Source organism: Bacillus sp. PAMC26543 (assembly GCF_014250375.1).
Taxonomy (GTDB): Bacteria; Bacillota; Bacilli; order Bacillales; family Bacillaceae; genus Bacillus; species Bacillus halotolerans.
In genome coordinates, this window is record NZ_CP060193.1 from 153,143 (window position 1) to 179,463 (window position 26,321).

At 41.1% G+C, this 26,321-nt stretch carries 29 protein-coding genes; 14 read left to right on the forward strand and 15 right to left on the reverse strand.

Translation table 11 applies throughout. From position 1 onward, the window contains the following. Nucleotide 1: 1 nt before the first annotated feature. The gene (locus tag H7F27_RS00805; protein WP_024123478.1) at nucleotides 2-412 is read right to left on the reverse strand and encodes a hypothetical protein; all 411 of its coding nucleotides are present in this window, start codon (nucleotides 410-412) and stop codon (nucleotides 2-4) included. 14 nt (nucleotides 413-426) lie between these two features. Continuing rightward, the gene (locus H7F27_RS00810; protein WP_185848408.1) at nucleotides 427-1,884 is read right to left on the reverse strand and encodes a lipase; all 1,458 of its coding nucleotides are present in this window, start codon (nucleotides 1,882-1,884) and stop codon (nucleotides 427-429) included. Between the two features lie 201 nt (nucleotides 1,885-2,085). Here H7F27_RS00810 and H7F27_RS00815 point away from each other — a divergent pair, with 201 nt between their 5' ends. Then, nucleotides 2,086-2,466 (forward strand): DUF1433 domain-containing protein, encoded by a 381-nt coding sequence (locus tag H7F27_RS00815; protein WP_260627306.1) that lies wholly within the window; start codon nucleotides 2,086-2,088, stop codon nucleotides 2,464-2,466. 131 nt (nucleotides 2,467-2,597) lie between these two features. On the opposite strand, the gene H7F27_RS00820 is transcribed toward H7F27_RS00815, so the two are convergent. Beyond that, a complete protein-coding gene (locus H7F27_RS00820; RefSeq protein ID WP_105954584.1) occupies nucleotides 2,598-3,290 on the reverse strand; it encodes an LrgB family protein in 693 nt (230 codons plus the stop codon). Then, nucleotides 3,260-3,664 carry a CidA/LrgA family holin-like protein gene (locus H7F27_RS00825; RefSeq protein WP_095712610.1) on the reverse strand — a complete coding sequence of 135 codons (405 nt, stop codon included), beginning with the start codon at nucleotides 3,662-3,664 and terminating at the stop codon, nucleotides 3,260-3,262. The genes H7F27_RS00820 and H7F27_RS00825 overlap by 31 nt, the downstream gene beginning before the upstream one ends. Before the next feature lie 223 nt (nucleotides 3,665-3,887). Between H7F27_RS00825 and H7F27_RS00830 the strand changes: the two genes are divergently transcribed. After that, complete coding sequence (locus H7F27_RS00830; RefSeq protein WP_095712611.1) at nucleotides 3,888-4,319, forward strand: MarR family winged helix-turn-helix transcriptional regulator; 432 nt, start codon at nucleotides 3,888-3,890, stop codon at nucleotides 4,317-4,319. Nucleotides 4,320-4,390: 71 nt separating this feature from the next. On the opposite strand, the gene H7F27_RS00835 is transcribed toward H7F27_RS00830, so the two are convergent. Beyond that, a complete protein-coding gene (locus tag H7F27_RS00835; protein WP_185848410.1) occupies nucleotides 4,391-5,461 on the reverse strand; it encodes an SDR family oxidoreductase in 1,071 nt (356 codons plus the stop codon). A gap of 130 nt (nucleotides 5,462-5,591) precedes the next feature. Between H7F27_RS00835 and yxaF the strand changes: the two genes are divergently transcribed. The 3 genes from yxaF (at nucleotide 5,592) to H7F27_RS00850 (ending at nucleotide 8,623) form a co-directional block, all read left to right on the forward strand. After that, the gene (gene yxaF / locus H7F27_RS00840; protein ID WP_101859680.1) at nucleotides 5,592-6,167 is read left to right on the forward strand and encodes a transcriptional regulator YxaF; all 576 of its coding nucleotides are present in this window, start codon (nucleotides 5,592-5,594) and stop codon (nucleotides 6,165-6,167) included. Between the two features lie 89 nt (nucleotides 6,168-6,256). After that, the gene (locus H7F27_RS00845; protein WP_185848411.1) at nucleotides 6,257-7,270 is read left to right on the forward strand and encodes a quercetin 2,3-dioxygenase; all 1,014 of its coding nucleotides are present in this window, start codon (nucleotides 6,257-6,259) and stop codon (nucleotides 7,268-7,270) included. A gap of 150 nt (nucleotides 7,271-7,420) precedes the next feature. After that, the gene (locus H7F27_RS00850) at nucleotides 7,421-8,623 is read left to right on the forward strand and encodes a DUF418 domain-containing protein (protein ID WP_185848412.1); all 1,203 of its coding nucleotides are present in this window, start codon (nucleotides 7,421-7,423) and stop codon (nucleotides 8,621-8,623) included. Between the two features lie 53 nt (nucleotides 8,624-8,676). On the opposite strand, the gene H7F27_RS00855 is transcribed toward H7F27_RS00850, so the two are convergent. After that, the gene (locus H7F27_RS00855; RefSeq protein ID WP_024123472.1) at nucleotides 8,677-9,132 is read right to left on the reverse strand and encodes an RDD family protein; all 456 of its coding nucleotides are present in this window, start codon (nucleotides 9,130-9,132) and stop codon (nucleotides 8,677-8,679) included. Between the two features lie 196 nt (nucleotides 9,133-9,328). Here H7F27_RS00855 and H7F27_RS00860 point away from each other — a divergent pair, with 196 nt between their 5' ends. Both H7F27_RS00860 and H7F27_RS00865 read left to right on the forward strand, forming a co-directional pair. After that, on the forward strand, nucleotides 9,329-9,823 hold the full coding sequence (locus H7F27_RS00860) for an aldo/keto reductase (RefSeq protein WP_260627307.1): 495 nt from the start codon (nucleotides 9,329-9,331) through the stop codon (nucleotides 9,821-9,823). 143 nt (nucleotides 9,824-9,966) lie between these two features. After that, complete coding sequence (locus H7F27_RS00865) at nucleotides 9,967-10,392, forward strand: DUF5391 family protein (RefSeq protein ID WP_185848414.1); 426 nt, start codon at nucleotides 9,967-9,969, stop codon at nucleotides 10,390-10,392. 122 nt (nucleotides 10,393-10,514) lie between these two features. On the opposite strand, the gene H7F27_RS00870 is transcribed toward H7F27_RS00865, so the two are convergent. Next, nucleotides 10,515-11,852 carry an aldehyde dehydrogenase family protein gene (locus H7F27_RS00870; RefSeq protein WP_185848415.1) on the reverse strand — a complete coding sequence of 446 codons (1,338 nt, stop codon included), beginning with the start codon at nucleotides 11,850-11,852 and terminating at the stop codon, nucleotides 10,515-10,517. Nucleotides 11,853-11,993: 141 nt separating this feature from the next. On the opposite strand from H7F27_RS00870, the gene H7F27_RS00875 reads away from it, so the two are divergent. Next, entirely contained in the window at nucleotides 11,994-13,136 is a 1,143-nt protein-coding gene (locus H7F27_RS00875) for a TetR/AcrR family transcriptional regulator (protein WP_185848416.1), read from the forward strand. A gap of 320 nt (nucleotides 13,137-13,456) precedes the next feature. Here H7F27_RS00875 and H7F27_RS00880 read toward each other — a convergent pair whose 3' ends face one another. After that, on the reverse strand, nucleotides 13,457-14,926 hold the full coding sequence (locus tag H7F27_RS00880; protein WP_024123466.1) for a beta-barrel domain-containing protein: 1,470 nt from the start codon (nucleotides 14,924-14,926) through the stop codon (nucleotides 13,457-13,459). After that, nucleotides 14,927-17,110, reverse strand: a complete 2,184-nt coding sequence (locus tag H7F27_RS00885; RefSeq protein WP_024123465.1) for a peptidase domain-containing ABC transporter — start codon at nucleotides 17,108-17,110, stop codon at nucleotides 14,927-14,929. A 411-nt stretch (nucleotides 17,111-17,521) separates the two neighbouring features. Here H7F27_RS00885 and H7F27_RS00890 point away from each other — a divergent pair, with 411 nt between their 5' ends. From H7F27_RS00890 to H7F27_RS00905, 4 genes are all read left to right on the forward strand, one after another. Then, the gene (locus H7F27_RS00890; protein WP_024123463.1) at nucleotides 17,522-17,740 is read left to right on the forward strand and encodes a helix-turn-helix transcriptional regulator; all 219 of its coding nucleotides are present in this window, start codon (nucleotides 17,522-17,524) and stop codon (nucleotides 17,738-17,740) included. Continuing rightward, a complete protein-coding gene (locus H7F27_RS00895) occupies nucleotides 17,730-18,155 on the forward strand; it encodes a DUF6773 family protein (RefSeq protein ID WP_024123462.1) in 426 nt (141 codons plus the stop codon). Before H7F27_RS00890 ends, H7F27_RS00895 begins: the two co-directional genes overlap by 11 nt. Before the next feature lie 192 nt (nucleotides 18,156-18,347). Beyond that, on the forward strand, nucleotides 18,348-18,578 hold the full coding sequence (locus H7F27_RS00900) for a hypothetical protein (RefSeq protein ID WP_024123461.1): 231 nt from the start codon (nucleotides 18,348-18,350) through the stop codon (nucleotides 18,576-18,578). Nucleotides 18,579-18,594: 16 nt separating this feature from the next. Next, a complete protein-coding gene (locus tag H7F27_RS00905) occupies nucleotides 18,595-18,819 on the forward strand; it encodes a Blp family class II bacteriocin (RefSeq protein WP_024123460.1) in 225 nt (74 codons plus the stop codon). Between the two features lie 147 nt (nucleotides 18,820-18,966). Here H7F27_RS00905 and H7F27_RS00910 read toward each other — a convergent pair whose 3' ends face one another. Beyond that, a complete protein-coding gene (locus H7F27_RS00910; protein WP_185848417.1) occupies nucleotides 18,967-19,788 on the reverse strand; it encodes an SDR family oxidoreductase in 822 nt (273 codons plus the stop codon). Nucleotides 19,789-19,906: 118 nt separating this feature from the next. Here H7F27_RS00910 and H7F27_RS00915 point away from each other — a divergent pair, with 118 nt between their 5' ends. Continuing rightward, entirely contained in the window at nucleotides 19,907-20,158 is a 252-nt protein-coding gene (locus H7F27_RS00915) for a hypothetical protein (protein ID WP_024123458.1), read from the forward strand. A 189-nt stretch (nucleotides 20,159-20,347) separates the two neighbouring features. Further along, complete coding sequence (gene htpG / locus H7F27_RS00920; RefSeq protein ID WP_024123457.1) at nucleotides 20,348-22,228, forward strand: molecular chaperone HtpG; 1,881 nt, start codon at nucleotides 20,348-20,350, stop codon at nucleotides 22,226-22,228. Nucleotides 22,229-22,272: 44 nt separating this feature from the next. Here the strand turns inward: htpG and H7F27_RS00925 are convergent, their stop codons facing one another. From H7F27_RS00925 to H7F27_RS00945, 5 genes are all read right to left on the reverse strand, one after another. After that, entirely contained in the window at nucleotides 22,273-23,658 is a 1,386-nt protein-coding gene (locus H7F27_RS00925) for a sugar porter family MFS transporter (protein WP_185848418.1), read from the reverse strand. 126 nt (nucleotides 23,659-23,784) lie between these two features. After that, nucleotides 23,785-24,273 (reverse strand): HPP family protein, encoded by a 489-nt coding sequence (locus H7F27_RS00930; protein WP_240312878.1) that lies wholly within the window; start codon nucleotides 24,271-24,273, stop codon nucleotides 23,785-23,787. Between the two features lie 143 nt (nucleotides 24,274-24,416). Further along, nucleotides 24,417-24,977, reverse strand: a complete 561-nt coding sequence (locus tag H7F27_RS00935; protein WP_185848419.1) for a CGNR zinc finger domain-containing protein — start codon at nucleotides 24,975-24,977, stop codon at nucleotides 24,417-24,419. A 219-nt stretch (nucleotides 24,978-25,196) separates the two neighbouring features. Beyond that, nucleotides 25,197-25,505, reverse strand: coding sequence for a DUF2653 family protein (locus tag H7F27_RS00940; RefSeq protein WP_185848420.1), 309 nt, complete (start codon nucleotides 25,503-25,505; stop codon nucleotides 25,197-25,199). Nucleotides 25,506-25,508: 3 nt separating this feature from the next. Then, nucleotides 25,509-26,159 carry a hypothetical protein gene (locus tag H7F27_RS00945; protein WP_185848421.1) on the reverse strand — a complete coding sequence of 217 codons (651 nt, stop codon included), beginning with the start codon at nucleotides 26,157-26,159 and terminating at the stop codon, nucleotides 25,509-25,511. Nucleotides 26,160-26,321: the final 162 nt, after the last annotated feature.

A 26,321-nucleotide genomic window follows, 5' to 3' on the forward strand; every position in this document is an offset into this window, starting at 1 on the left:
CTTATAAGCCAATGGAATTGATTACACTCGAAACATCGGAATGAACTTTATCAAATGAAAGGTGATCTTTCATTTTATCAGTGACACTATCTATTGCTTTTCCAGACATATGATGGTTGAGGATTTCTCGTTTTGTCTTTATAGCCTGCTCGGCATCAGTAATGTTTTCAAGGATCGAAGACAAATTCTTACGGTCTTCCTGAAATGCATAGCTTAATTGTTTTTTGATTGAATTCATCAACGCCAATTTTTGTTCTTGTCTCTTCTTCTCTTTGAACGCCGCCAATTGTTCAGGTGTCATTTCAGAGGTATTTACATTAGTGTTTGAAAAAATCGAAGTGCTTGAATGCTGACTCGTCACTCTTTGCATAAAACGGTCAGCATCTGTTGGTTTCTTATTCATAAAATCCATGTTTCTTTCTCTCCTTATGAAATCCCCATTCGACTGGCCGCTGCCAGATCTGCATCATGATATGCATGTCCCATATGTCCGAGATCATCTGCAATCATCTGTAGAAAGTGTTGCAGATTGAGCGCTGCATCTACTGCCTGATCATATTTTTCTTTTGAGTAAAAAAGGTGGTGCGGTTTGTTCATTTTGATCTTATTGATCAGATCATCGACATCGGAAACTGATAATTCATCATAGGCGCCAAAACCAACCATTCGTGTATGCATATTCCTGACATCCTCAATTGAATCCTTTACTTTGTCATCAATTCTTTCAATCTGGCGTATAATCTTAGACCATTCTGATTCACCGATATGTTTTAACTGGGTGCTTGTATTCATCAATACATGTGACTTAATGAGAATCGAAACACCTGTATTGGCCTTCACATTCGTTGATTTCATTTGCTTAAGCATCGTTAATGCAAAGTCAGGGTTGTTCTTTAAAACATCATCCACAGTTTGGGCAGAGCCATCTGAATGGAAGCTGTATCGATCCAAGCCGTGACTTCCCATCAAGGCTTCAGCAAATAGTGTGATATCAAGAGATTGATTGCCATAATGTTTCAGTCCAAGACCCAGCATTTTCACTTCATCAGGGAGGCTATTATTCTGTACACCATTGGGCAAAGCTTCGTCATACATCACTTTTACTTTGCCTACTTCAGCAGCATCCCGATTCAGCAAGGATAATCCATCATTTAAATTAATATATTCTGTTAAACGGCTGCGAAACTCTCCCTTTAACGCCTGGGCTTTTACATCCTCAGGCAGGTTTTCATATATGTTAGGATTCTCGAAAGTGACACCGCGTTCTATAAAGTCATTCATCACGACTGCATAGCTTGCATTAGATCCGCCTAATGAGTGACCCGTTACTTGAATGTCAGCATTTTTAAAATCCTTATGTATTGTTTTTGCATATTGATCTGCCTGAATGGCCTGGTTATCTGTTCCATCATCAAACGGCTTTTTGCCAACTAGATAACTAGTATCCATGTGAAGCCAATCTTGGATGATTTCATTTGCATATTCAGAGAAACCTGTTACTGAGTCAAAAGAAGACCCATCTTCTTCAGCTGGAATATTGATCCCTTTTTTCTCTAGTTCTTTAATGAGCTCTTCTCTTTTTCCACGCTGATTTGTTTCCTTAATCGTTTCTTTTAATTGGTTAGTGCTGATAGGTTCTGACCCGCGGTATGCGATGATGGCGTTTTGGATTTTTTCAGGGTGTTTGCCTTCATGAGAATTACGGTAATCCTCACGAGAAACAAGAGTAAGAGCGTTAAGGCCCTTTTCTGTTTTTTTATAATCGATAACGTATAATTTTTCTCCATTACTGACTTCAATGGTTTCTCCAACATGGTATTTTCCTATTTTATAAGCATTATTTGAAATAAGGTTGAAATCTTCATCGGTTAATTTTTTAGACATGTATTTATGAGACAATCGCAACACTCCTAATCTTTACATATCTAGTATAATAAAATAAAAAAGGGTGAAAAACCATGTCATTTTCCAAAAAAAACACTTTTTGTTGGCATGATTATAGTACTTTTAATAGGAATTGTTTACTTTAATCATAAAAACTCAAATTCTAATCAATCATCAGATAAATCTGGGGGGAATCAGAGCGTGAATACAGAGGAGAAAAATGATCAACAAAAAGCAGAAGAATATGCTGAAAAAATGAAACCGAAAATAAAGGAAAAATTGAAGAAGGATGATATACATCATTTTGTAAATGAGATAACGTTTGATAAGAATGTCTCAATCAGCCCAATGGGAATGATTGAATTAACAGGGTACGTAAACAACAATCCTGAAAAGTTCTCATTCGATGTCTCCTTAAGATATGGAACTGATAAAGTAGATTCAATAGGTTATTCTAAAGACTTAGCGGATCGATTTGAAAACTGGGATGATTTTGATAAAGAGGTTAAAGAAGACTTTTTAAATAGTTTGACGAAAGAAGAACGGGAACAATATTTAAAAGACATTGGAGAATCAAAATAAACAGGCGAAATGCCTGTTTATTTTGATCGGTTTACTTTCTCCTCTGTGCCATTTTCCAAGACGCCAGTTCGGCATCAGCAGCGTAAAATAGATATGGAAAAAGACTGCCCACTGAAGGCAGTCTTTTTTTGTTAAATATGAAACAGCCAGACGACGAGCGGCCCAAAGAATGAGCCGAGTACCGCACAAAGTGTCATTGAGACCGAACTCATGGATACAGCCAGTTCTCCATATTCAAATGCTTTTGAGGTGCCGAGTGCATGGGAGGCGCTGCCTAATGCGATGCCTTTTCCGAGTGAACTGCGGATACGAAGCCATTTTAGGATCAGCGGCCCGAGAATGACGCCTGAAAAACCCGCGATCATGACAAATACGACTGTCATGGAAGGAACACCGCCAAGGCCGGCGGCAATTTGGATAGCAACTGGGGTTGTGATCGACTTCGGCAGAATGGACAATACGAGATCATGATTGATTCCGAATGCTTCTGCGAAAATGAGTCCGCTGATCATCCCCATACACAACCCGACCAGCACACCGCCTATAATGGGAATACTGTATTTCATAATAATGTGCCGTTGTTTATAAAGCGGATATGCCAGTGCCACAACAGCTGGCCCAAGCAAAGAATTGATCCATTTTCCACCGATCATATAGCCTTCATACGAAATATGGAACATCGCCAAACACGCGACAATCAAAATTGTCGTTGTCAGAACAGGGATAAGAAATGGAAAAGGGAATCGCTTGTAGAGCTGTACCATCGCTAAGTAAGCCGCAACTGTCAAAAGAATTATAATGATTGCGATACATGCTTGCTGCATTTCTTTTTCTCCTTTCGTTTGTTGGCTCTCTTTTCCAGAACCTGGCTGGCGGCTCCTGCTGCAATGATCGTGAAGATGGTGCTCAAAACGACTGTAATCAGCAACATCAACCCATTTAATGAAACGAGAGATGGATACTTCATCACCCCGGTCATAGCTGGAATGAATAACAATGGCAGAAAGGACAATAAAAACCCGGCTCCGTCTTCAATAATGGCAACCGGCACAATACGGAGGGCTAAGCAGATCAGCAGCAATACCAAGCCGACTATGCTTCCTGATATCGGTAAATGAAACAGATGCTGAAGTGCTTCTCCGATGATAAAAAACACATATAATATCAACACTTGCAAAATTATTCGAATGATTTTCACAGCAAGTACTGCTCTCTATTAGAACAGCTTCCTCCTTTCTGGTTGACTACCTTTTGGTTTGTTTTGAGGAATGACTTTACTTTCTTTTTATATGGTTGTACTATACAAGTAAATAAATAGATTTTATCATCCAATACTTATTCATACAGAGCTTATACATTTGTATTATACAAGTATATAGAATGCTGTCAATGTCAAACATCGGAATGGGGAGCGAAAGCGATTGCAAAAACAGAATCCAGTCGAATTGATTGAATATGAGCTGACCACTTTTATCAGGAGAGCTGTTTATCTGGATCAATCAGAGAAAAGAACAGGGAATTTGGAGAGATCCTCTTACTTATTATTGAGACAATTGGATGAGTTTGGACCCGCTCGTGTAAAGGAGCTGGCGGAGTCGTTTAAGCTTGATATTTCTACTCTTTCCAGACAAGCTGCAGCTTTAGAGGCCAAGGAGCTCATCTATCGTTTTACCGATCCTTCCGATAGAAGAGTCAGTCTGTTTACCATTACAAAACTCGGCAAACAAGCATTAAAGGCAGATCAGCAGATGCGCTTAGAACGTTATGAACAGATGCTGAAAGAGTGGTCAATACATGAAAAAGAGATGTTTGGCGAACTTCTGCAGCGTATGAACAAGGCCTTTGTCGATTAACATCAAAAAACCCATGCGTTATGTTAAATCTGCATGGGTTTTTATGGTGTGCAATCAAATGATGGAAGGTCTCATTTGGTGCGTTTAACGGCAGCCCAGACACAAGCAAGCCCGACAGCCGCAGCCGCAGTTACCGCTGGGCGCTTTGTGGCCTTTACATAATAGCTTCTTGACCGAAGCCACCCTTTATTTGTCCCCCTGTCATGCATGCCGTAGCCCGCATGGTAAAGCGCGCTTTCTTCACGCGGTTTGGACGGTCTTTCCGCATGCTGGCTGCAGTACATGATTTTTTCCATCAGTCTGTCGGTCAGCCGGGGAAAGAGTGCACCCAGCATGGCGATGGCTTTTGCCTGCGAGCCGATGTACATGTCGCGTTTCGGATGTTCAGCGGCAAACAGGATGGCTTCGGCTGCACCTTCCGGCGGGTAGATCATAGAGCGGTAATGAGCCGGCTGTTTGTCCAGGTAGCTTCTGGCGTGTTCGTTGTAAGGCGTGTCGATTCTGCCTGGATGGATGAGTGTGACCGAGACGGGTGCCTGTTCTTTTTCAAGCTCCATTCGGATGCTTTCTGTCCATCCGTGAAGCGCGAATTTCGCAGACGCGTAGGTGGATTGTATAACGGTTCCTCTGTCGCCGAACAGGCTTCCTACATTGATGAGAGCACCCGGACCGCCTCTGCTTGTAAAGTGTTTGACGGCTGCCCTTGTTCCATAGACCGGACCCCAGAAATTGGTGTCAAACACGCGCTTCATGTCTTCGGTGGTAACATCCATGGCGTGTCCGAAAACCGAAACAGCGGCGTTGTTAACCCATGTGTCAAAGCGGCCGAATGTGCTGATCGCGGTTTCTGCGATGCGGTTGACGTCTTCTTCTTTTCCCACATCCGCTTTTACATAGATGGCTTCGTGCCCTTTTTTCTTTACTTCATCAACGAGCTCCTGAAGGGCGTCTTCATTTCGGGCTGCTGCGACGACTTTTGCTCCTTTTTCGGCCGCCATTCGCGCGGTGACGAGGCCGATTCCGCTTGTAGCACCGGTAATGACGATGACTTGATCCTTTACTTTTTTCAGTTTGAGCTTCGTTTTCGGGTTTTGCTGTTTTTCAAGCTGTTCAGTATTGGTGACCGTATCATCAGTTGTCATCGAGAATCCCCTCCTAGACATGTTTGTCTACTTTTACCCCATCCAGGAGGTTCTTACCCCTTTTGACAATCCCACGGTTCTTTTTTATATTATATAAGTCGCTCTACCATACCTAGGAGGGAATGTTTCAATGACTAGCAGAGGAGATTCACGTGAAAAAATCCTTCACACAGCGTCACGTCTGTTCCAGCTGCAAGGATATCACGCGACGGGCTTAAACCAGATTGTGAAGGAAAGCGGTGCTCCTAAGGGATCGCTTTATCACTTTTTTCCGAATGGCAAAGAAGAATTAGCAATTGAAGCGGTTACATATACGGGTAAGATCGTTGAACATGTGATACAGAAAAGCATGGATGAATCCTCTGATCCTGTTGAAGCGATTCAGCGTTTTATCAAAAAAACCGCCAGCCAGTTTGACAATACGGAAAGCATTCAAGGGATTCCAGTCGGTTTGCTGGCGAGTGAAACGGCGTTAATCAGCGAGCCGCTGCGCACGGTTTGCATGAAGGTGTTTAAAAGCTGGGAAGCGGTTTTCGCCAGAAAATTAATGGAAAACGGATTTGGAGAAGAAGAAGCAAGCCAGCTGGGAATGCTGATTAATTCGATGATTGAAGGCGGCATTATGCTTTCTTTAACGAATAAAGACAAAACGCCCCTTCTTCTCATTGCCGAACAAATTCCAGTATTGGTGAGGAAAAAAGGGTAGCAATTTGTTATCCTTTCCCCTACAATTATATAGAACGGTCTAGTCGGAAACCTAAAATATATAGACTGGTCTAAATTGGAGGAAACAACATGAAAACGTTAAGTAAACATTCACTGTCCAAAGAAAAAATGCCTTACTTGCTTCGCAGCGGAGAGGGAGAGCGCTATTTGTTCGGCAGACAGGTCGCGACAGTGATGGCAAACGGAAAGAGCACGGGAGATTTGTTCGAGATCGTGCTGCTTTCTGGGGGAAAAGGAGATGCCTTTCCGCTTCATATTCACAAAAATACGCATGAAGGGCTTCTTGTTCTTGACGGTAAGCTTGAACTGACGCTTGATGGAGAACATCATCTTTTAGTAGCTGGTGATTATGCGAACATTCCGGCCGGAACGCCGCACAGCTACCGGATGCATAGCCACAGAACACGGCTGGTGTCTTACACAATGAAAGGGAATGTCGCACATATGTATTCCGTGCTTGGAACGCCGTATGATCACGCTGAACATCCGCCGCACGCAAGCGAAGAGGTATCAAAAGAGCGTTTTGCAAAAGCGGCTGAGGCGGCGGACATTATATTTGCGGAGGATGAAACCCCTGCCGGTGCTCCAAAACTAGTGGAGAATACAGAACTTCCGGCTGGCGTTGTTCCATATGTGCTTGAGTCTGGAGAAGGAGACCGCCTATTGACGGGCGATCAGCTTCACCGCATTGTGGCTGCGCAAAAGAATACGGACGGGCAATTTATCGTTGTATCATCTGAAGGTCCTAAAGGCGATCGCATCGTTGATCATTACCATGAGCATCATACAGAAACTTTCTATTGCCTTGAAGGGCAAATGACGATGTGGGCCGATGGTGAGGAAATTCAGCTTAATCCTGGAGATTTCCTGCATGTTCCTGCTAACACTGTACACTCATATCGCTTGGACTCTCACTATACAAAAATGGTGGGTGTATTGGTTCCGGGCTTATTCGAGCCGTTTTTCCGCACGTTAGGAGATCCGTATGAAGGGCATATTTTCCCGAGTGAGCCTCAAGCTTTGCGATTCGACCGTGTCTTGCAGAATATCGAGACATTAGATTTAAAGGTCATGAAACCATAATATCTCCGCCGGACTTCCTGTGGAGCCTGGTTTTTTATTGTGAAGGTGACAAGATTGTAAGGTTTTTCCTTTTTGTGGCCACCTAAATCGATGTTTCTTCGCTTCTTTTTTTCATACGCTTGAGGTATAGAAAAAAGGAGCGTGATCCATATGGCTTCATTACAGCCGACTCTGACAAATGAGCGGATTGGTGTGCTTGACGTGTTAAGAGGAATTGCCATTTTCGGCATCCTATTTGTGAATTTGGCGCACTTCAGTTATCCGGATATGTATTTGTCTATGCTTGGAAAGGATAACTTTTTCACGGAAAAGTGGTCTGGTGCAGACTTTGCTGCAGCAGAAATATTGAAATTTTTGATTCAAACCAAATGTATTTTACTGTTTTCATTTTTATTTGGGTTTGGCATGGTGGTGATGATGGAGAGAGCGTTAAGCAAAGGAAAACGTTTTGTCCCGCTTTATATCAGAAGATTATTGGCACTCTTCATCTTTGGAACCATTCATGCTTTTTTGATATGGGACGGGGATATCTTAACGGAATACGCCCTGCTTGGTTTGGTTTTACTTTTGTTCAGAAAAGCAAAGCCGAAAACATTGTTGATATGGGCAGTCTCTTTGTATCTCCTGTTTTCTCTTCCGTTCATTTTGGCAAGCTTTCATCAAGCAAACGGACAAGAATGGGCACAAGCAGCCATTCAGCAAGCGAAGCAGGCGCTGCATGCTTACGGAAACGGCAGTCTGAAAGATATTGCGGAACAGCGAATCCACGATCGGCTCGTTTATATGTCAATGAATGGCATGCTGACCTATAATCCGCTGAATTTCTTTTTTGCCTCCATCCCATATTTCAGTATGTTTTTGCTGGGAGCCGCGGCGGCAAAATCAAGATTGCTGCATCAGCCGGAAAAGCACCGCAAAGCGTTAAAAAGAGTATGGCTGTTGGGGCTGGTCATTGGCATCAGCGCTCATATATTGTACAGTGTGACCGAAATGGAAGTATTTTTGCTGGTTGGTGCGCCTTTTCTTATGTTTTTCTACGTCACAACGATTGTGTATCTTTATCATAAGACAAGACTGGCTAAGCCGCTGCAATACTTTTCCGCAGTCGGGAGAATGGCATTTACCAACTATCTCATGCAATCAATCATTTGTACGTGGATTTTCTATCATTACGGGTTAGGGTTATACGGAAAAGTATATCCGGCTGCGGGCGTGCTGATCACGATCGCGGTATGTGCCCTTCAAATGATCATCAGCCATCTTTGGCTGCGGGCATTCCGAATGGGGCCGTTTGAGTGGCTTTGGAGGAGCCTTACGTATATGAAGTGGCAGCCGATCTTGAAGAAATCATAGATAAATAAAAGTCTAGACTCATAATTGACGTCTAGACTTTTTCATGTTTTCAATTATTTATATACAACCCGTGTACGGCAAATGATGTCATGAAGGCCCTTTTTCTCTCCGAATGCCACCATGATAAAACCGATATAAAAGATAATTCCAGATACTATGTACGCAAAGTAACGGCCGATTGCCTGCCCGATAGACACGCGTCCGCCTTGTTCATTGACTACTTTCAGCCCGAGAATTTTCTTGCCGAGCGTACCTTGCATTTTAGAAGCTGTAAGCAGCCCGTAATATAACACACTGATGACGATCATAATCAGCATGGCTGGCAAAAAGGCAAGCGTTAAGTATTTCACCATATATTCGTCTTTTGTCATGTATGGGTCTGTTGCGATGGATCCAGCGATAAATACAGAATTGATAATAAATAGAATAATATAGCTAGGAACAGATACAATAATGCCATCAATCAAATAAGCTAAAACACGAATCCAAAATCCTGCCGGTTTTTCCATGTATATTTCTCTCTCCTTTGAATTAATCTGGAACAGTATACTTTGTAAAAAAAGCTTTTGCAATATGATATGGTGATAAAATCCTGATATTACTGAAAAATGAGTCTTTTATCCTTTCTTTTTTACTATATAAATCTACCACGGACGGTGAAAAAACAAGCTTTATACATTAAAAGAAGTCATGGAGCAGTGCCAAATGACTGAGGATGCGGTTCGTTATGATGAGAAAATCGGCTTGCTTCCACCGGTTAAACGAAAGGCGAACGGCCATCGGGTGTTTAGTGAGGATGACAAGAAACGTCTGCTGTTCATCAGATGTTTGAAGAAAACGGGCATGTCTTTAGAGGAAATGAAGCCGTTCCTCAGCCTGCAGGAACAGACAGATCGCTTGGATGATACTCAGCGCGAGCTGCTAAGAAATTACCAGGAGAAATTGAAACAGAAGCAAAGTGACTTGCAGCAGGTGTGGAAGCTGATCGAAGCGAAGCTGGAGAAATTAAAGCGGTTTGCTGAACAAAAACAAGCGGAGCCGGCACAGGTCGCTTTGTCATGGCTGCTGCATCAGCCTGGGATTGATTTGATCATCCCTGGAGCCACTAGGCCTAGCCAACTCAAGACGAATATCAAAACAGCAAATCTTCATTTATCAGAAGATGAACTGAAACAAATGGATCAGATGTTCAGTTCTTAATATTTTTTCCAGTTATACTCTATTTCAAATGAATGGAGTATATCTTTTTCATGGGTGTTTTTAGAAATCCCATCGATTTCTATTAGTTTTTCCTTTATGATAATAAAGGTTAATATTTCTATTTTAGGAGGTGTCAATTGATCATGTCCAGAAAAAATCGCGTGGTGATCATGACTGCGATTTCTGCATTCCTTTTTTGCGCTATGATTGCTGCGGCTTCACTTTCTCCGCTGGCAGACACGGGGTCCTCAGCCAATCAGTTCAACTCTATCGGTATGTGGTCGGCAATTGGTATGATACTTGTTTTCTATCTCATTCCTATCCTCATTTACATGCTGGGTGTGGATGCAATGAGATATGTGATGGCGGCGCTTTGCGGCATGGGTTTGCTGATTCACTTATCTACTGCCGCCATTGTGCTGATGGTCAGTATATTCAGTGACCATCCGCTCTCTGATGTGATCACTGTGATGGGACTCTGTCTCGCTTCAGCGGCTGTAAACATCATTTGGTTTTTTGCAGCGTTTCGTTCTGCGCCAAAGAAACCTGTCACAAGGGATTTTACATAGTTTTCTATTTTGTGTTAATGCATGATTTTTCTGTGAACTATATTTATTTATTGTTATGAAACTTTGTCGGGGATGATAGAAAAAGAGAACCTGCAAGATGATGCAGATTCTCTAAATCATGTTTATTTAGCTGCTTGAATAAACACACCTTTTTCATGAGAAAACTCTTTAAATCCGTATACCCCATGGTAAGAGCCGATTCCGCTTGTATTTACGCCGCCGAATGGCAGGTTGATGTCACTGAAATGAACGACGACATCATTGATCGCTGCATTTCCTGATGTGGTGTGCTGAAGGACGTTGTCGATCAGGTCTTGGTTGTGGCTGAATACATAAAGCGCGAGCGGTTTATCGCGGTCATTTACGTAATCAATGACTTCATCGATGTCTTCATAGTTCATCATCGGCAGGATCGGTGCAAAGATTTCTTCCTGCATGATCTTCATATCTGGCGTAACGTTTTTCAAAACGGTTGGCGAGATCGTACGGTCGCTTGCATCAAATACGCCGCCGAACACGACTTCCGCGCCTTTCTCGATGGCATCGTCGTATAAAGCTTTGACGCGGTTAAAGTTGCGGTCATTGACAATTTGCGTAAATTTGTTTCGATCCGGCGTGTAATCATCTTCCATAAATCCTGCGTTGACAATGGTTTGTAAAATGCCTGCGAACTTATCCTGCACGTCTTTTTTAATGAAGATATAATCCGGTGCGATGCAGGTTTGGCCGGCATTTACGAACTTGCCGACAGCAATTTTTTTCGCTGCGTCCATTAAGTCGTATTCACTGTCGATGATGGTCGGACTCTTGCCGCCAAGCTCAAGCGTGACAGATGACAAGTGTTTGGCGGCGGCTGTCATGACGATTTTTCCGACATTTGTGCTTCCGGTGAAGAAAATGTGGTCGAACGGCTGATCAAGAAGTTCAGTGGCCACTTCAACCTCTCCTTCAAAAATGGCAACTTCTTTTTCGTCAAAAGCATCTCGGATGACTTTTGCGGCAATATTGCTCGTGTTCATCGTAAAGTCTGACAGCTTCACAATGGCGCTGTTTCCTGCAGCGATAGAAGCGGCAAGCGGCGCCATCGTCAGCATAAACGGGTAGTTCCACGGACCGAGTATAAGCGTGACGCCTTTAGGCTCGTACATAAGGATTCCGTTGGCATCAGAGCTTAAGGATGAACCGACTTCTTTGGGTGCCATCCATGTTTCCAGGTTGTTTATATTATCTCTGATCGCTTTTTTTGTACCCTCGATTTCCGCTTTTTTGACCTCGTGATATGGCTTCCGCACGTCTTTGCGGATCGCTTCGATGATTTCCTCTTCATGTGCAATGACGGAATCCAAAAAGCGCTGAAGCTTTTCTTTCCGCTGTTCCGCTGTTGAAGCGCGCAGCACTTTTTGCTGTTTTTTCTGAAGCTGGAAGACGCGCTGAATGTCGTCTTTTACTTGCTGTTCCATTGTAAAATCCCCCTCATTTGCTTTCTGCTTATCTCGGAACTATTATAAAGTGGTATCTTTTCTATAAGAAAGACAACGGAGAATCATCTATACGTTACCGTACATATATCGAACATCTGTCTAAGTTTGGAGGTGACTCTTTTGCCGGAATCTGCTGAGGCTCAAATCAAACAGGCGCTTCTGGATTTATTAGAAAAAAGGGATATTCGACAGATTACAATGAAAGAAATTGCTGAACACGCACAAGTGAGCCGCGGGACACTCTATCTTTATTATGAAGACAAGTTCTCCATTATTGAGGATGTAATCGTAGACATGAAGGAAGGTCTGGGCGAGGCGCTCTATAACGCCTTCAAGCATATAGACACATTCCATTTAAATAAAAAGCGGCACACCGTGCATCCGACTTTGTCTTTTGTCCACGAGCATCGATCCTTTTTTGGCACGATGATGAACAGAGGACAGTTTCATCGTTTTTTTAAGGATGTGTTTCAGCAGGATGTGTTGCTGGCACCGATTCATGTGAATTTGACGCCGATCGAACGGGAAATTTACGGACATTACCGGGCCTTGTACACGTACGCGATTATCCTGTATTGGCTGAATGAGGATGCGGAGGCGTCTCCGGAAGCCATCAGCCAAAAAGTATGGGAGCTCGTTTCTCAAAAGCGGTTTTATTGGCTGTTTGGACAGGCTCCGTCATGGGAGCGGCAGGAGGACAAGCAAATCGACAGGCGTGTGGTTCGAACGAGAGAAGCGCTGCAGAAGGCTTTGCTGGACGTATTGTCAGAGAAAAAAGACTACGCGGCCATCACGATTTCTGACATTACCCGGAAAAGCAATATCCGCCGCGCAACCTTTTATGATCACTATGCCAGTAAAGAAGAATTGCTGCAGACCATCATTCAGCAAGCGTGTGCGGAGATCATAGATCACCTGTCGATTGCCTTCAGTCCGAATGAGCTTTCTTTAGAGGAAGCGAGGGAGGCGCTCGCCAGCCTGCTTTCTGCTTTAGACCGCATGCCTATTGTCCATTTGCTCAATCGGGACTGGAGTGTTCCTCATGTGATACCCGAGATGCTCAAAGCGTTGGAATCATTTTATCTGCATCAGCAAACTAATATTCCTGCGGAGAAAAAGCTTTATGCCTATTATGTATCGGCGATGATTATCGGGCTGATATTGTATCGGCTCGATGAAGGGAAGGCGTATGCGCCGGAAGTGCTGACGAGGGAGTTTTTGCAGTTTTTGGATGTGAAGAAGTATAAGGTTGTATTGCTTTGAAGTGCCCGGAGACTTAATCCGGGCTTTAGGTCGTTATGATACTTGGTCTTTTGATTTTCTTTCTTTTAAGGTGAGATTGAGAAATAGAAGAGACAAAAGAATAAAAACAATATTCACCGTCCAAGACTTCCAGCTTACAGTGGGGAACAATACTGTATTAAAGAAAAGGCGAACGATTGAAGAGAATAAAAAGAGTAAAAATAACAGTTTGTTTTGAAACATGATTCTATACGTCCTCTACCTTTCTTAAAAAAATAAAATGCCTCAAAGCAGATGCTCATCTGCTTTGAGGCATATATGCACACTTCTCTTGATGGGAATTAATGTAAGTTTAATGTATCTAAAAAATAATCAATATATCTTTTTGAATCAACAATAATAGATACATCAGTCTGCATGCCATTTTTTAAGTGTATTTTTGTTCCGTTATTTTTAACTATTTCTTTGCTTTCTATTTTGCTTTCAGCAATATAAAATTTTTGCCCATTTTGATCACTAATACTGTCTGGACTTATTTTGATAATGACACCTTTAATGGTTTGATTTGTATTTTCAATATGGAATCTTACTTCATCTTTTTCATTAATATTTGTGATCTCATGACTCGGAATATAAATGTTAGCTCTAAGCTTCTCTTTATCAGGGACAATAGTCAAAATAGCAGTGCCTGCTTGTAAATTGTCACCTGGAGATATATTTGTTAGTACATTAACATAGCCGTCACTAGTTGCTTTTATTTTATATTTTTCTAATTGTAAATCTATCATCTTTAGATCATCTTCTTTTGATTTAAGAGTGGTCTGAAGATCTGTTTGCTTTTGAGATGTTTGATTTAGCAAGTTTGTTTTAAGCTGTTCAATTGAAAGCTTATAATTTGTTTCCTCTGAGTTATCGGAATCACTGTCAGAATCGTCACTTTTCATTGAACTGTTAATCTCATCAAGTGATTGATTTAATTCGTCTTTTTCTTCACTTAGTTTTACTAGCATATCTTGTTTTAAACTTTCAAGCTGTCCGTTTAGATTCTCTTTCTGCTGTGAGAAACTGTTTTTATCGAGCCCATCTTTCATCTTCCGTAGATCATCAAGCTGCTGCTCTACATTTTGTTTGTTAGTTTGATAACTATTATAGTAAGAATTGTACTTATCATCCTGTTTGGCAAAGGATTTATTGTTTTTAATGGAGTCTTGCAGATCAGAAATTCTTTGAAGCTTTAGTTTCACTTTGTTTTTTGTCTTATCCAGACTATTTTTTATGCTTATTTTCTGCTTCTTAAGTTTTTTTTGCTGAGTTTTTGCATTTTCTTTTGATGACTCTAACAAATTACTTTGTTTTTCATATGAGAGATATTGATCTTGATAACCCCAATGATCGTTCTCGCTGAATAAATTTTTGTCATTTTCAATACTTTTTTTTAGAGTTTTGTTTAACGCAGCTTGTTCTTTTAAATCTTTGATATCTTCTTTAACAGCTTTTTTCTGCGCTTGGATTTCAGTATTGTCTAGAGTTAATAGAGTATCTCCCTTTTTCACCTTATCAACCTGTTTAATATCAACTGTTTTTACTTTGCCGGCTACTTCGTTTGTTACGTTGCTGTTAGGCTTGGTATATTGGATGTCAGCTGTCGTTTTTAGAATCACTTCTTTCTTTCCATAGAAACTAAAAACAATACATGCAATAAGTAAAGCTATCAGTATATATGTAAAGAAAACACCAATTGGTTTGGGTTTTGATTCGTAGAATTCTCTGCTATCCCTCAAATCATTTAAATTGAAAAAGTTACGTTTCATCTAAATTGTCACCATCTCTCTCGATGGCATTTGGTTCTCCCACAACTCATAGTACTTGCCTTTTTTCTTCAATAAATCATTGTGGTTCCCATACTCTATGATTTCTCCATTTTCCATGACAAATATTTTGTCGCAATTCATAATTGTACTCAAACGATGAGCAATTATAATCGTAGTTACATCAACAGTCTGATCGTATATCATCTTTGATATTCCCTGTTCGGTTGTCGTATCGAGATTGCTAGTTGATTCATCCATTATGAGAATGTTAGGTTTTCTTAATAATGCTCTGGCAATTGCGAGTCTTTGCTTCTGGCCTCCAGATAAATTAGACCCGTTTTCTTCTACAAGAGTATCGTATCTCATTGGTAAATCATTGATAAAATCATGTACTTTAGTTTGTTTACATACTTCTATAATCTCTTCAAAGGTAAAACTGCCTGAGTTCCCAAGCAAAAGGTTTTCAAGAATTGATCCTTGTATAAAATGAGATTCTTGAGGTATATAACTTATGCTTTCCCTTAACGCATTGATGTGAATATCATTTATATGATAACCATTGATTGAAACCTCACCTGATTCAGCTGTATAAAATTTCATTAAAAGCTTAGTCAAAGTAGATTTTCCTGAACCGCTTTCTCCAACAAAGGCAACTTTCTCTCCTTTTTGAATATGCAGTGTAATATCTTTTAAGATGAGCCTTCGAGTTCCGTATCGAAAATTGATTTTTTTAAAAGAAAGCGGACCTGTAATTGACGACGTCGATGTTATTCGCGCCTCTTTCTCTATTAATTCGGGTTCTAGCTTTAGAATTTCTCCGAGCCTTTTGGACGCAACAGAAGCTGACTGAAGCTTAGATTGTAGGCCGATGATGTTTTGTAAAGGATTTAAGAAGTAGGTTAATAAGGCATTATATGTAATAAGCTGACCGATAGTAAGGGTGCCTTTCATGACCTGAGTTGATCCGATCCACAGTATCAATGCACCGCTTGCTAAATCCAAAAACATTTTTATGGAACTCTGAAGGTTATCAATAACTCCGTGTTTAAAAGCTGATCGTAAGTATTTCACAAATCTTTTTTCTGTTTCAAATGACATCATATATTCCGCATTGTATGCTTTAACAGTTTCGATGCCGTTAAGCGTCTCAACAATCTTTGAAGTCAGCTGCGCATTGTTTTCCATTTCTGTGTTATTTATATTTTCGTAGGGTTTTATAAAAATCCAAACCGTCAAAATATAAAAAGGTATGAAAGCCAATGTGATGAGAAATAAAGTAGTATTCTGCAGATATAAGAAAATACCAACCATAATAAGCATAATGGTATCGAGTATGACCGAAAGCGATGCACTGACAACCGCATCGATCACTTTATTAGCATCAGTAAATCTGGATATAATTTCGCCGACTTTTCTATTGCTGAAAAATTTCATTGGCAAAGTAAGCACATGTTGAAAGTATCCAAACATGATGGAGATACTTAATTTTTGACCTAGGAGAATCATTAGGTATTGCCTAAAACCTATTAAGAAAACCTTAAATAAATACATAATCAAAAGGCCGATTGAAAGAATATGTAATGTGTTACTTAATCCATTAGGTAGGATTTGATCGATGATCGTCTGAAAGTAAAAAGTACCGAGGATCCCGAAGACGGTAATAATAAAGGATGCTAAAAACGTATGTATAATCAACGATTTTTGCTGAAGAATCAACCTGAAAATATCGGCACTTATATTACTTGTCTCGGTCTGTTTTTTATAAGTCTCAGTAGGTGCTAAAAGTATTAAGATGCCTGTCCAAATCTTAAAAAAATCATCTTTTTGATATGTAACGAGCCCTTTTCCAGGATCCGCAATGATAATTTTATCTTTACTAATTTTATGTATAACAACGTAATGCAATAATTGTTGATCTATAATAATATGTGCAATTGCTGGAAGAGTAATGGACTGATCAAAAGCTGTATGCTCTGCACGCACAGCTTTTGCTGAAAACCCCAACTGTTCGGCGGCTTTTACCATTCCAAGAGCACTAGTACCTTGTGTATCAGTTCCAGCAATGTCACGTATATAAGCTAGAGAGAGCTTTGAGCCATAATGTTTTGCAATTGTTGATAGGCAGGCTGCTCCACAATCTTTTTGATCAAGTTGTCGTACACAATGATATCTATTAAAAAACATATACTACTCTCCATAATGAAGGTCATTTTTTAGAATATATATAATATAAAGAATAGACATCATTTTATTACATTTTCATGGTTTGTCAACCTTTTTAAGGTAAATATTTATTGTTATTTAGAGCTTTTGGCACGTTTATATAATATAAATGCGTAATTGATATAGATAAGATATAAAGCAAGATTAAATACACCTAAGTGAAAAAAATAAGAAAGAGATATACAAAATAAACCCCCTGCGATTATAAAGATATAGAACAATTTCATTTTACCAACTCCTATAATTGTTAAAATTCATTGTAAGATATAATAGACAAAATGTAAAATATATATGGATGAATGCAATATATAGTTTGCATGGGTTTTTTATATATGATATGCTACAGATAAATAAACCAATGGAGACTTGCCAATGAATAATAATTTGAAGTTGGAAAGAACAAGAGCGAATTTAACACAGGAACAACTTGCCGAAAAAATTGGAGTGACAAGACAGACGATTGGATTAATTGAAAAAGGGAAGTATAATCCTTCTTTACAATTATGTTTGAAAATTTGTATAGAATTGAAAGTTACTCTGAATGATGTATTTTGGACGCATAACAGGGAGGAAGAAACTAATGAAGGATGAGAGAATAAGTCATATTGAAAATAAAATAGGTCATGAAAGCTTTCTTTTAGTAATTGCTTTGGTTTTTGTCTCTTTTATACTTTCGATTATGTTTAAAATGCCGAGCACGTTAATGACAATTATCATATTGTTTGTTGGAAGCGGATATTATGGATTAAGAGCTATGTTAAAAGGCATTTTAAGAGTAAATCTGAAAAAGAAGAAGAAGAGTTCGTACTTTCTTTTAATTGTTTTTACTTTTATTCTGTATATGGCAACGTCGGTATTATTTAAAATCATTACATTCCCTTTTACAACTAAAGAATTCTTATTCCAAATTCTTATGTATATTTTATGGCTAATTCCTTTTAGTCTCATCATGTATACTACATATAAATTTTCAAACAGGCAGCAGAAAAAAGAATTAGAGAATTAATTAAGAGAGCTTAACCTAAATAACTGAATTAGGTTAAGCTCTCTTTTACTATATATAAATTGATCGATAGGTTATAGATGATTTTATGGAAAAAACTATTGATTTAGGATTTATTATGTAATATTATAATTCCCATGGTAAATTTATACTAGTTATTATTATTTACCTGAATAACTTTGAGGAGGAATATTGATGAACGCAAAAAGCATAAAAGACGTTGAACTTCAGGCATTGACTCTTGAAGAAGCTGAACAAATTGATGGAGGAAGTTATGCTAAATATCTTGGCAGTGCAGTAGTTACAGGTGCTGGCGCAGGTGTAGTCGGAGGAGTTCCAGGTGTTATTCTTGGTGCCCATGCAGGTGCAATTGCAGGGTCAGTTGGTTATTTAGGCGGGTCATTAATCGCAGGAAAATGGCTTTAAGGAGGGAATAGCATAAATGGAAAATAATAATCGTCTTTCAGAATTGAATGTAAAAGAAATGGAACAAATTGATGGCGGAGGTTGGAGAAGTGCCCTTGGCGGAGCTTTTTCAGGTGCATTAGTCGGTGCTTCAACAGTAGGCGTCGGTGGAGCAGCTGTTGGCGGACCCGTTGGTGGTGCCGGCGGAGCAATTACTGGCGGCATAGTTGGCGGTATAGTTGGCGGAATAAACGCTTGGTAATAAAAATACATAAAGAACTAGTTTGAACATTATGTAACAAGACCGGAAAGAGTATATCTTTTCTCGGTCTTGTTATATTTGTATTTATATATACATAATGTTTTGTAGCGTCTATTTATTATAAATTCTTTTAACTGACTATCTCAGTTATTTTGTTTCTTCCTTCCATTTCTCATCAATCAGCATCTTGCCAGGCCATGTATACGCCATGATGCCGCCGTCTGCGGTGATGTCTTCGCCTGTGACGTATGAGCTGTCGTCAGAAGCGAGGAAAAGCGCCACCGTCGCCATTTCCTTCGGCTTGCCGAGGCGGCCGAGCGGTGTGATCCATTTGTTGGCTTCGCGGAATTTCTCGCCCATTTCCTGTTCCTTGGTGCCAGCTAATTTGTCAATAAGCGGCGTTTCAATCGTACCCGGTGAGATGGAATTGACCCGGATGCCGTTTCTTGCGTAATCAATTGCCATCGCTCTTGTCAGGTTTGTGATTCCGCCTTTTGCGGCGTTATAGCCGGAGCGGTCAAGGTCCGCAGCCCTGCCTGACATGGAGGAGGTGTTGATGATGGAGCCTCCCTTTTCGAGCATAAGCGGAATCAGATATTTGCTGCAAAGAAACGTGCCGCGCAGATCGACTGCGATTATGCGGTCAAACAGATCTACGGGATATTCGTGCACTTTTCCGCCTTCTTGATCGACGCCGGCGTTGTTAAAGAGAATATCAATCGTTCCGTACGCGTCTTTGAGTTGATCAGCAAATTGCTTTACGTTTTCTTCATCTGACACATCAAGGTGAAAAGCCTCAGCCTGTCCTCCGTTTTGTCTGATCGCTTCGACTGTCTCTTTCATTTGATCTTCATTCATATCGCCGAAAATCACACGCGCGCCTTCATTGGCAAAAACCTCTGCCGTTGCTTGTCCAATGCCTGTCGCAGCGCCTGTGATCACAGCGGTTTTGTTATCAAGTCTTCCCATAACATGAATCCTCCTTTTTCTAGTTGTCTTCCCGCTGTGTGCAGTGATAAACATGTGAGAAAAGAAATGCCTGCATATGTTAAAATGAACTGGAAATTGTTGGGAGGTTTTATGTGTTTTGAAGATACAGCATAAGAAGGAACTTAAATTTTATTGTCTCATTACGATTCCGGCTGCGTTTGCTGTGCTGACTGTCATCTCTTTTTTATTGCAAGAGATTACGTTTCCGGTTACAGCTAGCGCATTTCTGAATGCTTCATGGCATAATCTATTGTTTCTGATACCGTTCTGTTTGTTTTTCTATCCGGTGCATATTTGGATGAAGCGGGAGTTTAGCCGATGGAATGATGCAGGACAAAAGAGAGGTTGATCCTCTCTTTTTCTTATCAGACTGTCTAGAAAAAATAGTGAAAACACCCCCAACTAATGTTAAATTTACATATATACGCATCTATTGATCTTTGATGAAAATCGTATTGACATGAGTCGTCATTTATGATAAATAGATGCTGAAAAGAGTTTACATAACATCACAAAGCATGAAAAAGGAGCGAGCTGAATGGCTAAAAAAGAGTTTAAAGCAGAGTCCAAACGACTGCTGGATATGATGATTAACTCCATTTACACTCAAAAAGAAATCTTTCTTCGCGAGTTAATTTCCAATGCGAGTGACGCGATTGACAAAATCTATTACAAAGCGCTGACAGATGATGCGCTAACCTTCGATAAAGACAATTACTACATAAAAGTCGCGGCTGACAAAGGCGCGAGAACACTGACCATCACGGATACAGGGATTGGAATGACAAAGGACGAGCTTGAACAGCACCTCGGTACGATTGCGAAAAGCGGCTCTCTTGCGTTTAAAAAAGAAAACGAACTGAAGGACGGCCATGACATCATCGGGCAATTCGGTGTCGGATTTTATGCGGCGTTTATGGTTGCCGATGTGGTGACCGTTATCAGTAAGGCGCTCGGCAGCGAAGAAGCGTATAAATGGGAATCTGCTGGCGCAGACGGCTATACAATTGAGCCGTGTGAAAAGGATTCTGTCGGCACAGACATTATCCTGAAGATCAAAGAGAACACGGAAGATGAGAGCTATGATGAGTTTTTAGAAGAATATCGTTTAAAAGCGATCATCAAAAAGTACTCTGACTTCATTCGCTACCCGATCAAAATGGATACAACGGTTAATAAGCCGAAGGAAGGCAGCGACAATGAATTTGAAGAGGTGCAGGAGGAACAGACGGTTAACAGCATGGTGCCGATCTGGAGAAAAAACAAGAGCGAGCTGACAGATGAGGACTATGAAACGTTCTACGCTGAAAAGCATTACGGATTTGATAAACCGCTCACTCATGTCCATATCAGTGTTGACGGTGCCGTGCGCTACAACGCCATTTTATTTATTCCTGAAAACATGCCGTTTGACTATTATTCTAAGGAATATGAGAAAGGCTTGGAGCTCTATTCCAACGGCGTGCTCATCATGAACAAATGCGCGGATCTGCTTCCGGACCACTTCAGTTTTGTGAAGGGTATGGTCGATTCTGAGGACCTGTCGCTGAACATTTCCAGAGAAATGCTGCAGCATGACCGCCAGCTGAAGCTGATTGCGAAAAACATCAGCAAAAAGATCAAAAGCGAGCTGCAGAGCCTGCTGAAAAAAGACAGAGAAAAATATGAGACCTTCTACAAATCGTTCGGCAGACAGCTGAAGTTCGGCGTGTACAATGATTTTGGCGCGAATAAAGATCAATTGAAGGATCTTTTATTATTCTACTCTTCCAAAGAGAAAAAACTGGTCAGCCTGGACGAGTACGTATCCAGAATGCCTGAAGAGCAGAAATATATCTACTACGCGACCGGTGATTCATACGATCGCATTGAAAAACTGCCGCAAACGGAAATGGTAGCGGACAAAGGCTATGAAATTCTTTACTTTACAGAGGACATCGATGAATTTGCGATCAAAATGCTCGCTTCATATCAAGAAAAAGAGTTCAAATCTGTATCAAGCGGCGATCTTGGCATCGATTCAGAAGAGGATCAAAAGCAGTCTGAAGAAGAGGAAAGCAAGTACAAGGATCTGTTTGAGGAAATGAAAAATATTCTGTCTGACAAAGTGAAAAACGTCAGAGTATCCAAACGCCTCAAATCTCATCCGGTCTGCCTTGCAGCTGACGGTGAAGTGACAATCGAGATGGAAAAAATCTTAAACGCGATGCCGGACAGCCAAAATGTAAAAGCGGACAAAGTGCTGGAAATCAACCCGAATCACGAGGTATTCAAGACGCTGCAGAACGCTTTCGAACAAGATAAAGAGAAACTAAGCCTGTACACAAATCTCCTGTATAACCAGGCGCTTCTGATCGAAGGTCTGCCGATTCAGGACCCTGTGGAATTTACGAACAATATGTGCAAGGTAATGGTGTAACCATAAAAAAGGAATCGTCCCGATGAGACGATTCCTTTTTCTATTTATGACGTCCGTTCATTCAGCATACGGCTTTGTCTGTTGTTCTTTCTTTTAAAACGTTGTTTCAGGCTTGCTTCAATTTCTTCTAAGCTTTTCCCTTTGGTTTCAGGAACCATGTAAAGGGCGAAGAAAAATGAGAGAAGACAAATGACTGAAAAAATTGTAAACACCCATGCGATGCCCATGGCGCTGAGCATCAGCGGGAAGACAAGCGACACGATCAGGTTGGTTGCCGATAACACCAAAGTGGTAAAGCCCGTCGCGGCCCCGCGCGCTTTGGATGGGAAGAGCTCAGGCATCAGAACCCATACAACCGGACCCCATGTTGCCTGGTAGAATACGATATAAACTCCGAGAAAAACAACGGTCAGCCAAGCTGTTGATGTTGAGAGCCCCAGCGTCAGGAGCACAGCCGATAGTGCGGCCAAGCTCAGCGTAATGCCGATGCTTCCCCAGATCAGCAGCTTTTTGCGGCCGATGCGGTCGATTAAAATCATAGCTGTAATACACATGATGACGTTGAGTACGCCGATTCCCATTGTGCCGAGCACCGATGCCGATGTACCGAGACCGGCCTTAGTGAAAATGGTTGGCGCGTAGTAGATAACCGTGTTAATCCCGACAGCCTGCTGGAAAACGGCGAGGCCGACGCCAATGAGAAGCATGGGACGAATCCATTTGGCTTTTAACACGCCGAGTGTTGTTTCTTTTTTCTCTGCTTCCCCTTGTTTCATATCTGCCAGTTCACGTTCAATATCTTCTTGATCATGAGTGATTTTCATGATTCGTTTCGCTTCATCTTCACGTCCGCGCTTCACGAGCCATCTTGGTGATTCAGGCATAAATGCGATCCCGATTAATAAAAGCACGGCAGGCACCGCAGCCAGCCCCACCATCCAGCGCCACGCTTCAAACGGTGTGAATAGATAGTTTACGATATATGCAAGTAAAATACCGGTGACAATCATTAAATTGTTCATCGTGCCGAGTGTTCCGCGGATTTTTGTCGGTGCCATTTCGGAAAGATATACAGGCACCAGCGCCGTTGAACCGCCTACGGCCAGGCCGAGAATGACCCGAGACGCGATCAGCATGGTAATGGTTTGAGAAAATGCACAAGCAAGCGCCCCGACGATAAAAATGATGGATAGAACAAATACGACTTTTCTCCTGCCCCAGCGATCGGAGCACGTGCCGCTTAAAGCGGAACCGAAAATCGCGCCGAGGAGCAGCATGCTGACAACCAATCCTTCTGTCAGTGTTGTTAAAGGGATATCATTGTTGATAAACAGCAGCGCTCCCGAGATAACGCCCGTATCATAACCGTAAAGCAGCCCCCCTAAAGCGCCGAAAAAGTAGATCATATATTTCCTTGTGTTTGTCTTCACAAATGTTCCTCCTCAGTCTTTGAGCCAATGAGTATGTACGATGTAACAAAGTTAATAGATTAGTACCCTTCTCCTAATCAATTTGAAACATTTGTTTGAAAAAAGATTGATTTCACAAAAGGAAATTTAAAGCCAAAACGAGGGATATTGGCGGTTTTTACGCAAGTTATTGATCACGAGAGCGATGATCACGATGATGGCAGACCCAATGAAAACGGGAAACAGTAAATAACTCCAAGCATACGCCCCTTGAATGACCACAATGGGATCTGCGCCGGCAGGAGGGTGAGTGGTTTTGGTCAGCATCATGAAAAAGATGGCAAGCCCTGTCCCCAATGCAAAAGTCCAGGGATGAGCTCCGAATATATGAAGGACAGCCAGTCCTGTAAGTGCAGAGATAAAATGCCCGCCAATCACATTTCTCGGCTGTGATAAAGGTGCATTCCAAGCGCTGAATACCAGCACGCAGCTCGCTCCAAAAGGGGCCATTAACCATGGGCTTGATGTATAAGAGGTCAATACTGCAAGCGCCAGAATGGTGATGAATCCTCCTAAAAAGCCTGTGACGGCGTCCTTTCCATTTACCTGTAAAGGTGTTTTTCCTTTTCCTTGCATTTTCAAAAAGAAGTTGTTTTCCAAATTTATCCCTCCCAGTATGTATAGGATAATAGCTATAAACTAACCTGTCAATTTTATTTTTTATGGTTAGTTTCAACTTCGATAAAAAAACCGTTCTCTGGGGAACGGTTTTTTACTCATTATTGATTTTTTTTATGATGGCGTGAGACTTTTTGTCTGTTGCCGCATATCTTCATGGAGCACCATTTTCGCCTTCCTGTTTTATCAAGAAAAAGCAAAATGCACTTTTCGTTTGCGCACCGTTTCAGCTGTTGGATTTCTTTTGTATGAATCAGCCATAATGCATCGTAAGCGATAAGCGATAAAATAGATTCATCTGGTTTTCCATTTGGAATGCGGGCAAGTTTGTCATCTAAGATTTGATAAGAAAAAGGAGCGGCGGCGATTTGATCTTGCAGGAAAGCGATAAAAGCTAGAGAAGGTTTACTGCCTTCGGCGATACTCTCAAAATGTTTTCTCAGCTCAGCGCGGAATTGATGAATCCGTTGCAATGGTTCTTGGACTTGCTGCAGCGTAAAAGACCTGAGAAAAGGAGCAGTTTCTCCCATTATTTCAAACCATGCCATCAGATCTTTTTCTGACTGGATGAGATCGTGCCGTTTATCATAGCTTATGATTTCAGTATTAACGAGATCGAGAGAAAGGTTTTGTGTGATAAGAGAGAATTGAGCATTTGCCATTGTAATCATCCTTTCAAAATCATTGTAAGCGCCAAAACCTTTTTCACGCAAGGATATGAGTAAAGGAGGCTTTTTCCCATTTTATCTGTCAGGCAGTCTGCTGATCATTAGGGGCGGTGCTCTTCCCATGACCGGAAACAGCCGTTTCTGTACCTGCATTTCAAAAAACATCATAAAAAAACCTTACTCGTCCGGAGTAAGGTTCTGATTAAGATATTTTTATTCATCATCCTCGTTGACGAAAACCAAGGCGGAGAATCCTTTTTTCTTATCAAATTGCAATTCAACGACGGTAACGTCTGGATTGAAGTTGTGGTATTCCTCTAAGAACTGAATAATGCCTTCTGAAATGTCATCTGACTCAAGCTGCTTGTGATGCAGGCCATATTTGGCTTCAGCGAAGAATCCTGTTCGCTTGTTGTAAGACAGCTCTTTTACTTCAACGTCCTCAGGGTAAATCTCTTCTTCATTAGAAATATACACACAAATCCCGTCTACAATTTCTTGCTCATTTAATACTAACTTCATTACCTAAAAGCTCCTTCTGTACGTCTTCGGTGTTTTAAATGCGCGAATCAGTGCGATGACAATGAGTAAAATAATGATCAAAGCGATGACATCAACGATCCAGGCAATGGGTGAAGCGCCATAAGAAACATAGCCCGGGCCTCCGACTGGATGATAGGTGTAACCCCAAGGGTGCATCATGCTGATCATGAACATACTCGTTGTGAATCCGCTATAATAGCCAAACCATCCTGATGGCGAGAATCCTGCATTGTAATAATGATTCACTGAAACATAACGTCCGCCAACATAAGCTTTAGATGTTTTTCCGCTGTATGTCTTTCCGCTTACTTTTGATGTGGCGCCGGAAAACGTGCCTGACGATTTTTTAGAGCTTGATGAGCTTGTTTTATCGGAAGATTTCTTTTTCAGCGAAATCGATGATGATGAATCATCAGACGTTTTGGACTTTTTGCTTGAAGAGCTTGATCCTGAACTGTAGCTTGATTTCGGGCTGGATTTATAGCTTCCGCTGTATGACGAGCTTGAACTTCGGCTGCTGTGACTGGATGATGAGCGGCCGCTAAAACTTTTTGCATGAGAAATGGCTGATGGCAGCAGTACACCTAAAGCAACGGTTACTGCAACTAAGGCTTTAACATATTTCAGTTTCATTCTGGTTCCTCCATAGACCGCCGAAACGGCCCGTTATTTCTGGTTTGAATCATATCAATCTTTCATATCATGTTTAGCTTTTTCAATCACTTTCTTTCTGAGATAAACTACCTTTATTTTATCGGATTCATGCCTCTTTTTGTAAGTGTTGCATCAAAATCA

Excerpts from the sequence above, each read along its gene's own strand:
- H7F27_RS00805 (WP_024123478.1), bottom strand. The coding sequence starts at position 412 with ATGGATTTTATGAATAAGAAACCAACAGATGCTGACCGTTTTATGCAA.
- H7F27_RS00810 (WP_185848408.1), bottom strand. The coding sequence starts at position 1,884 with ATGTCTAAAAAATTAACCGATGAAGATTTCAACCTTATTTCAAATAAT.
- H7F27_RS00820 (WP_105954584.1), bottom strand. The coding sequence starts at position 3,290 with ATGCAGCAAGCATGTATCGCAATCATTATAATTCTTTTGACAGTTGCG.
- H7F27_RS00835 (WP_185848410.1), bottom strand. The coding sequence starts at position 5,461 with ATGACAACTGATGATACGGTCACCAATACTGAACAGCTTGAAAAACAG.
- yxaF (WP_101859680.1), top strand. The coding sequence starts at position 5,592 with ATGACTAGCAGAGGAGATTCACGTGAAAAAATCCTTCACACAGCGTCA.
- H7F27_RS00845 (WP_185848411.1), top strand. The coding sequence starts at position 6,257 with ATGAAAACGTTAAGTAAACATTCACTGTCCAAAGAAAAAATGCCTTAC.
- H7F27_RS00850 (WP_185848412.1), top strand. The coding sequence starts at position 7,421 with ATGGCTTCATTACAGCCGACTCTGACAAATGAGCGGATTGGTGTGCTT.
- H7F27_RS00855 (WP_024123472.1), bottom strand. The coding sequence starts at position 9,132 with ATGGAAAAACCGGCAGGATTTTGGATTCGTGTTTTAGCTTATTTGATT.
- H7F27_RS00860 (WP_260627307.1), top strand. The coding sequence starts at position 9,329 with ATGACTGAGGATGCGGTTCGTTATGATGAGAAAATCGGCTTGCTTCCA.
- H7F27_RS00865 (WP_185848414.1), top strand. The coding sequence starts at position 9,967 with ATGTCCAGAAAAAATCGCGTGGTGATCATGACTGCGATTTCTGCATTC.
- H7F27_RS00870 (WP_185848415.1), bottom strand. The coding sequence starts at position 11,852 with ATGGAACAGCAAGTAAAAGACGACATTCAGCGCGTCTTCCAGCTTCAG.
- H7F27_RS00880 (WP_024123466.1), bottom strand. The coding sequence starts at position 14,926 with ATGAAACGTAACTTTTTCAATTTAAATGATTTGAGGGATAGCAGAGAA.
- H7F27_RS00885 (WP_024123465.1), bottom strand. The coding sequence starts at position 17,110 with ATGTTTTTTAATAGATATCATTGTGTACGACAACTTGATCAAAAAGAT.
- H7F27_RS00890 (WP_024123463.1), top strand. The coding sequence starts at position 17,522 with ATGAATAATAATTTGAAGTTGGAAAGAACAAGAGCGAATTTAACACAG.
- H7F27_RS00895 (WP_024123462.1), top strand. The coding sequence starts at position 17,730 with ATGAAGGATGAGAGAATAAGTCATATTGAAAATAAAATAGGTCATGAA.
- H7F27_RS00900 (WP_024123461.1), top strand. The coding sequence starts at position 18,348 with ATGAACGCAAAAAGCATAAAAGACGTTGAACTTCAGGCATTGACTCTT.
- H7F27_RS00905 (WP_024123460.1), top strand. The coding sequence starts at position 18,595 with ATGGAAAATAATAATCGTCTTTCAGAATTGAATGTAAAAGAAATGGAA.
- H7F27_RS00910 (WP_185848417.1), bottom strand. The coding sequence starts at position 19,788 with ATGGGAAGACTTGATAACAAAACCGCTGTGATCACAGGCGCTGCGACA.
- htpG (WP_024123457.1), top strand. The coding sequence starts at position 20,348 with ATGGCTAAAAAAGAGTTTAAAGCAGAGTCCAAACGACTGCTGGATATG.
- H7F27_RS00930 (WP_240312878.1), bottom strand. The coding sequence starts at position 24,273 with ATGCAAGGAAAAGGAAAAACACCTTTACAGGTAAATGGAAAGGACGCC.
- H7F27_RS00935 (WP_185848419.1), bottom strand. The coding sequence starts at position 24,977 with ATGGCAAATGCTCAATTCTCTCTTATCACACAAAACCTTTCTCTCGAT.
- H7F27_RS00940 (WP_185848420.1), bottom strand. The coding sequence starts at position 25,505 with ATGAAGTTAGTATTAAATGAGCAAGAAATTGTAGACGGGATTTGTGTG.
- H7F27_RS00945 (WP_185848421.1), bottom strand. The coding sequence starts at position 26,159 with ATGAAACTGAAATATGTTAAAGCCTTAGTTGCAGTAACCGTTGCTTTA.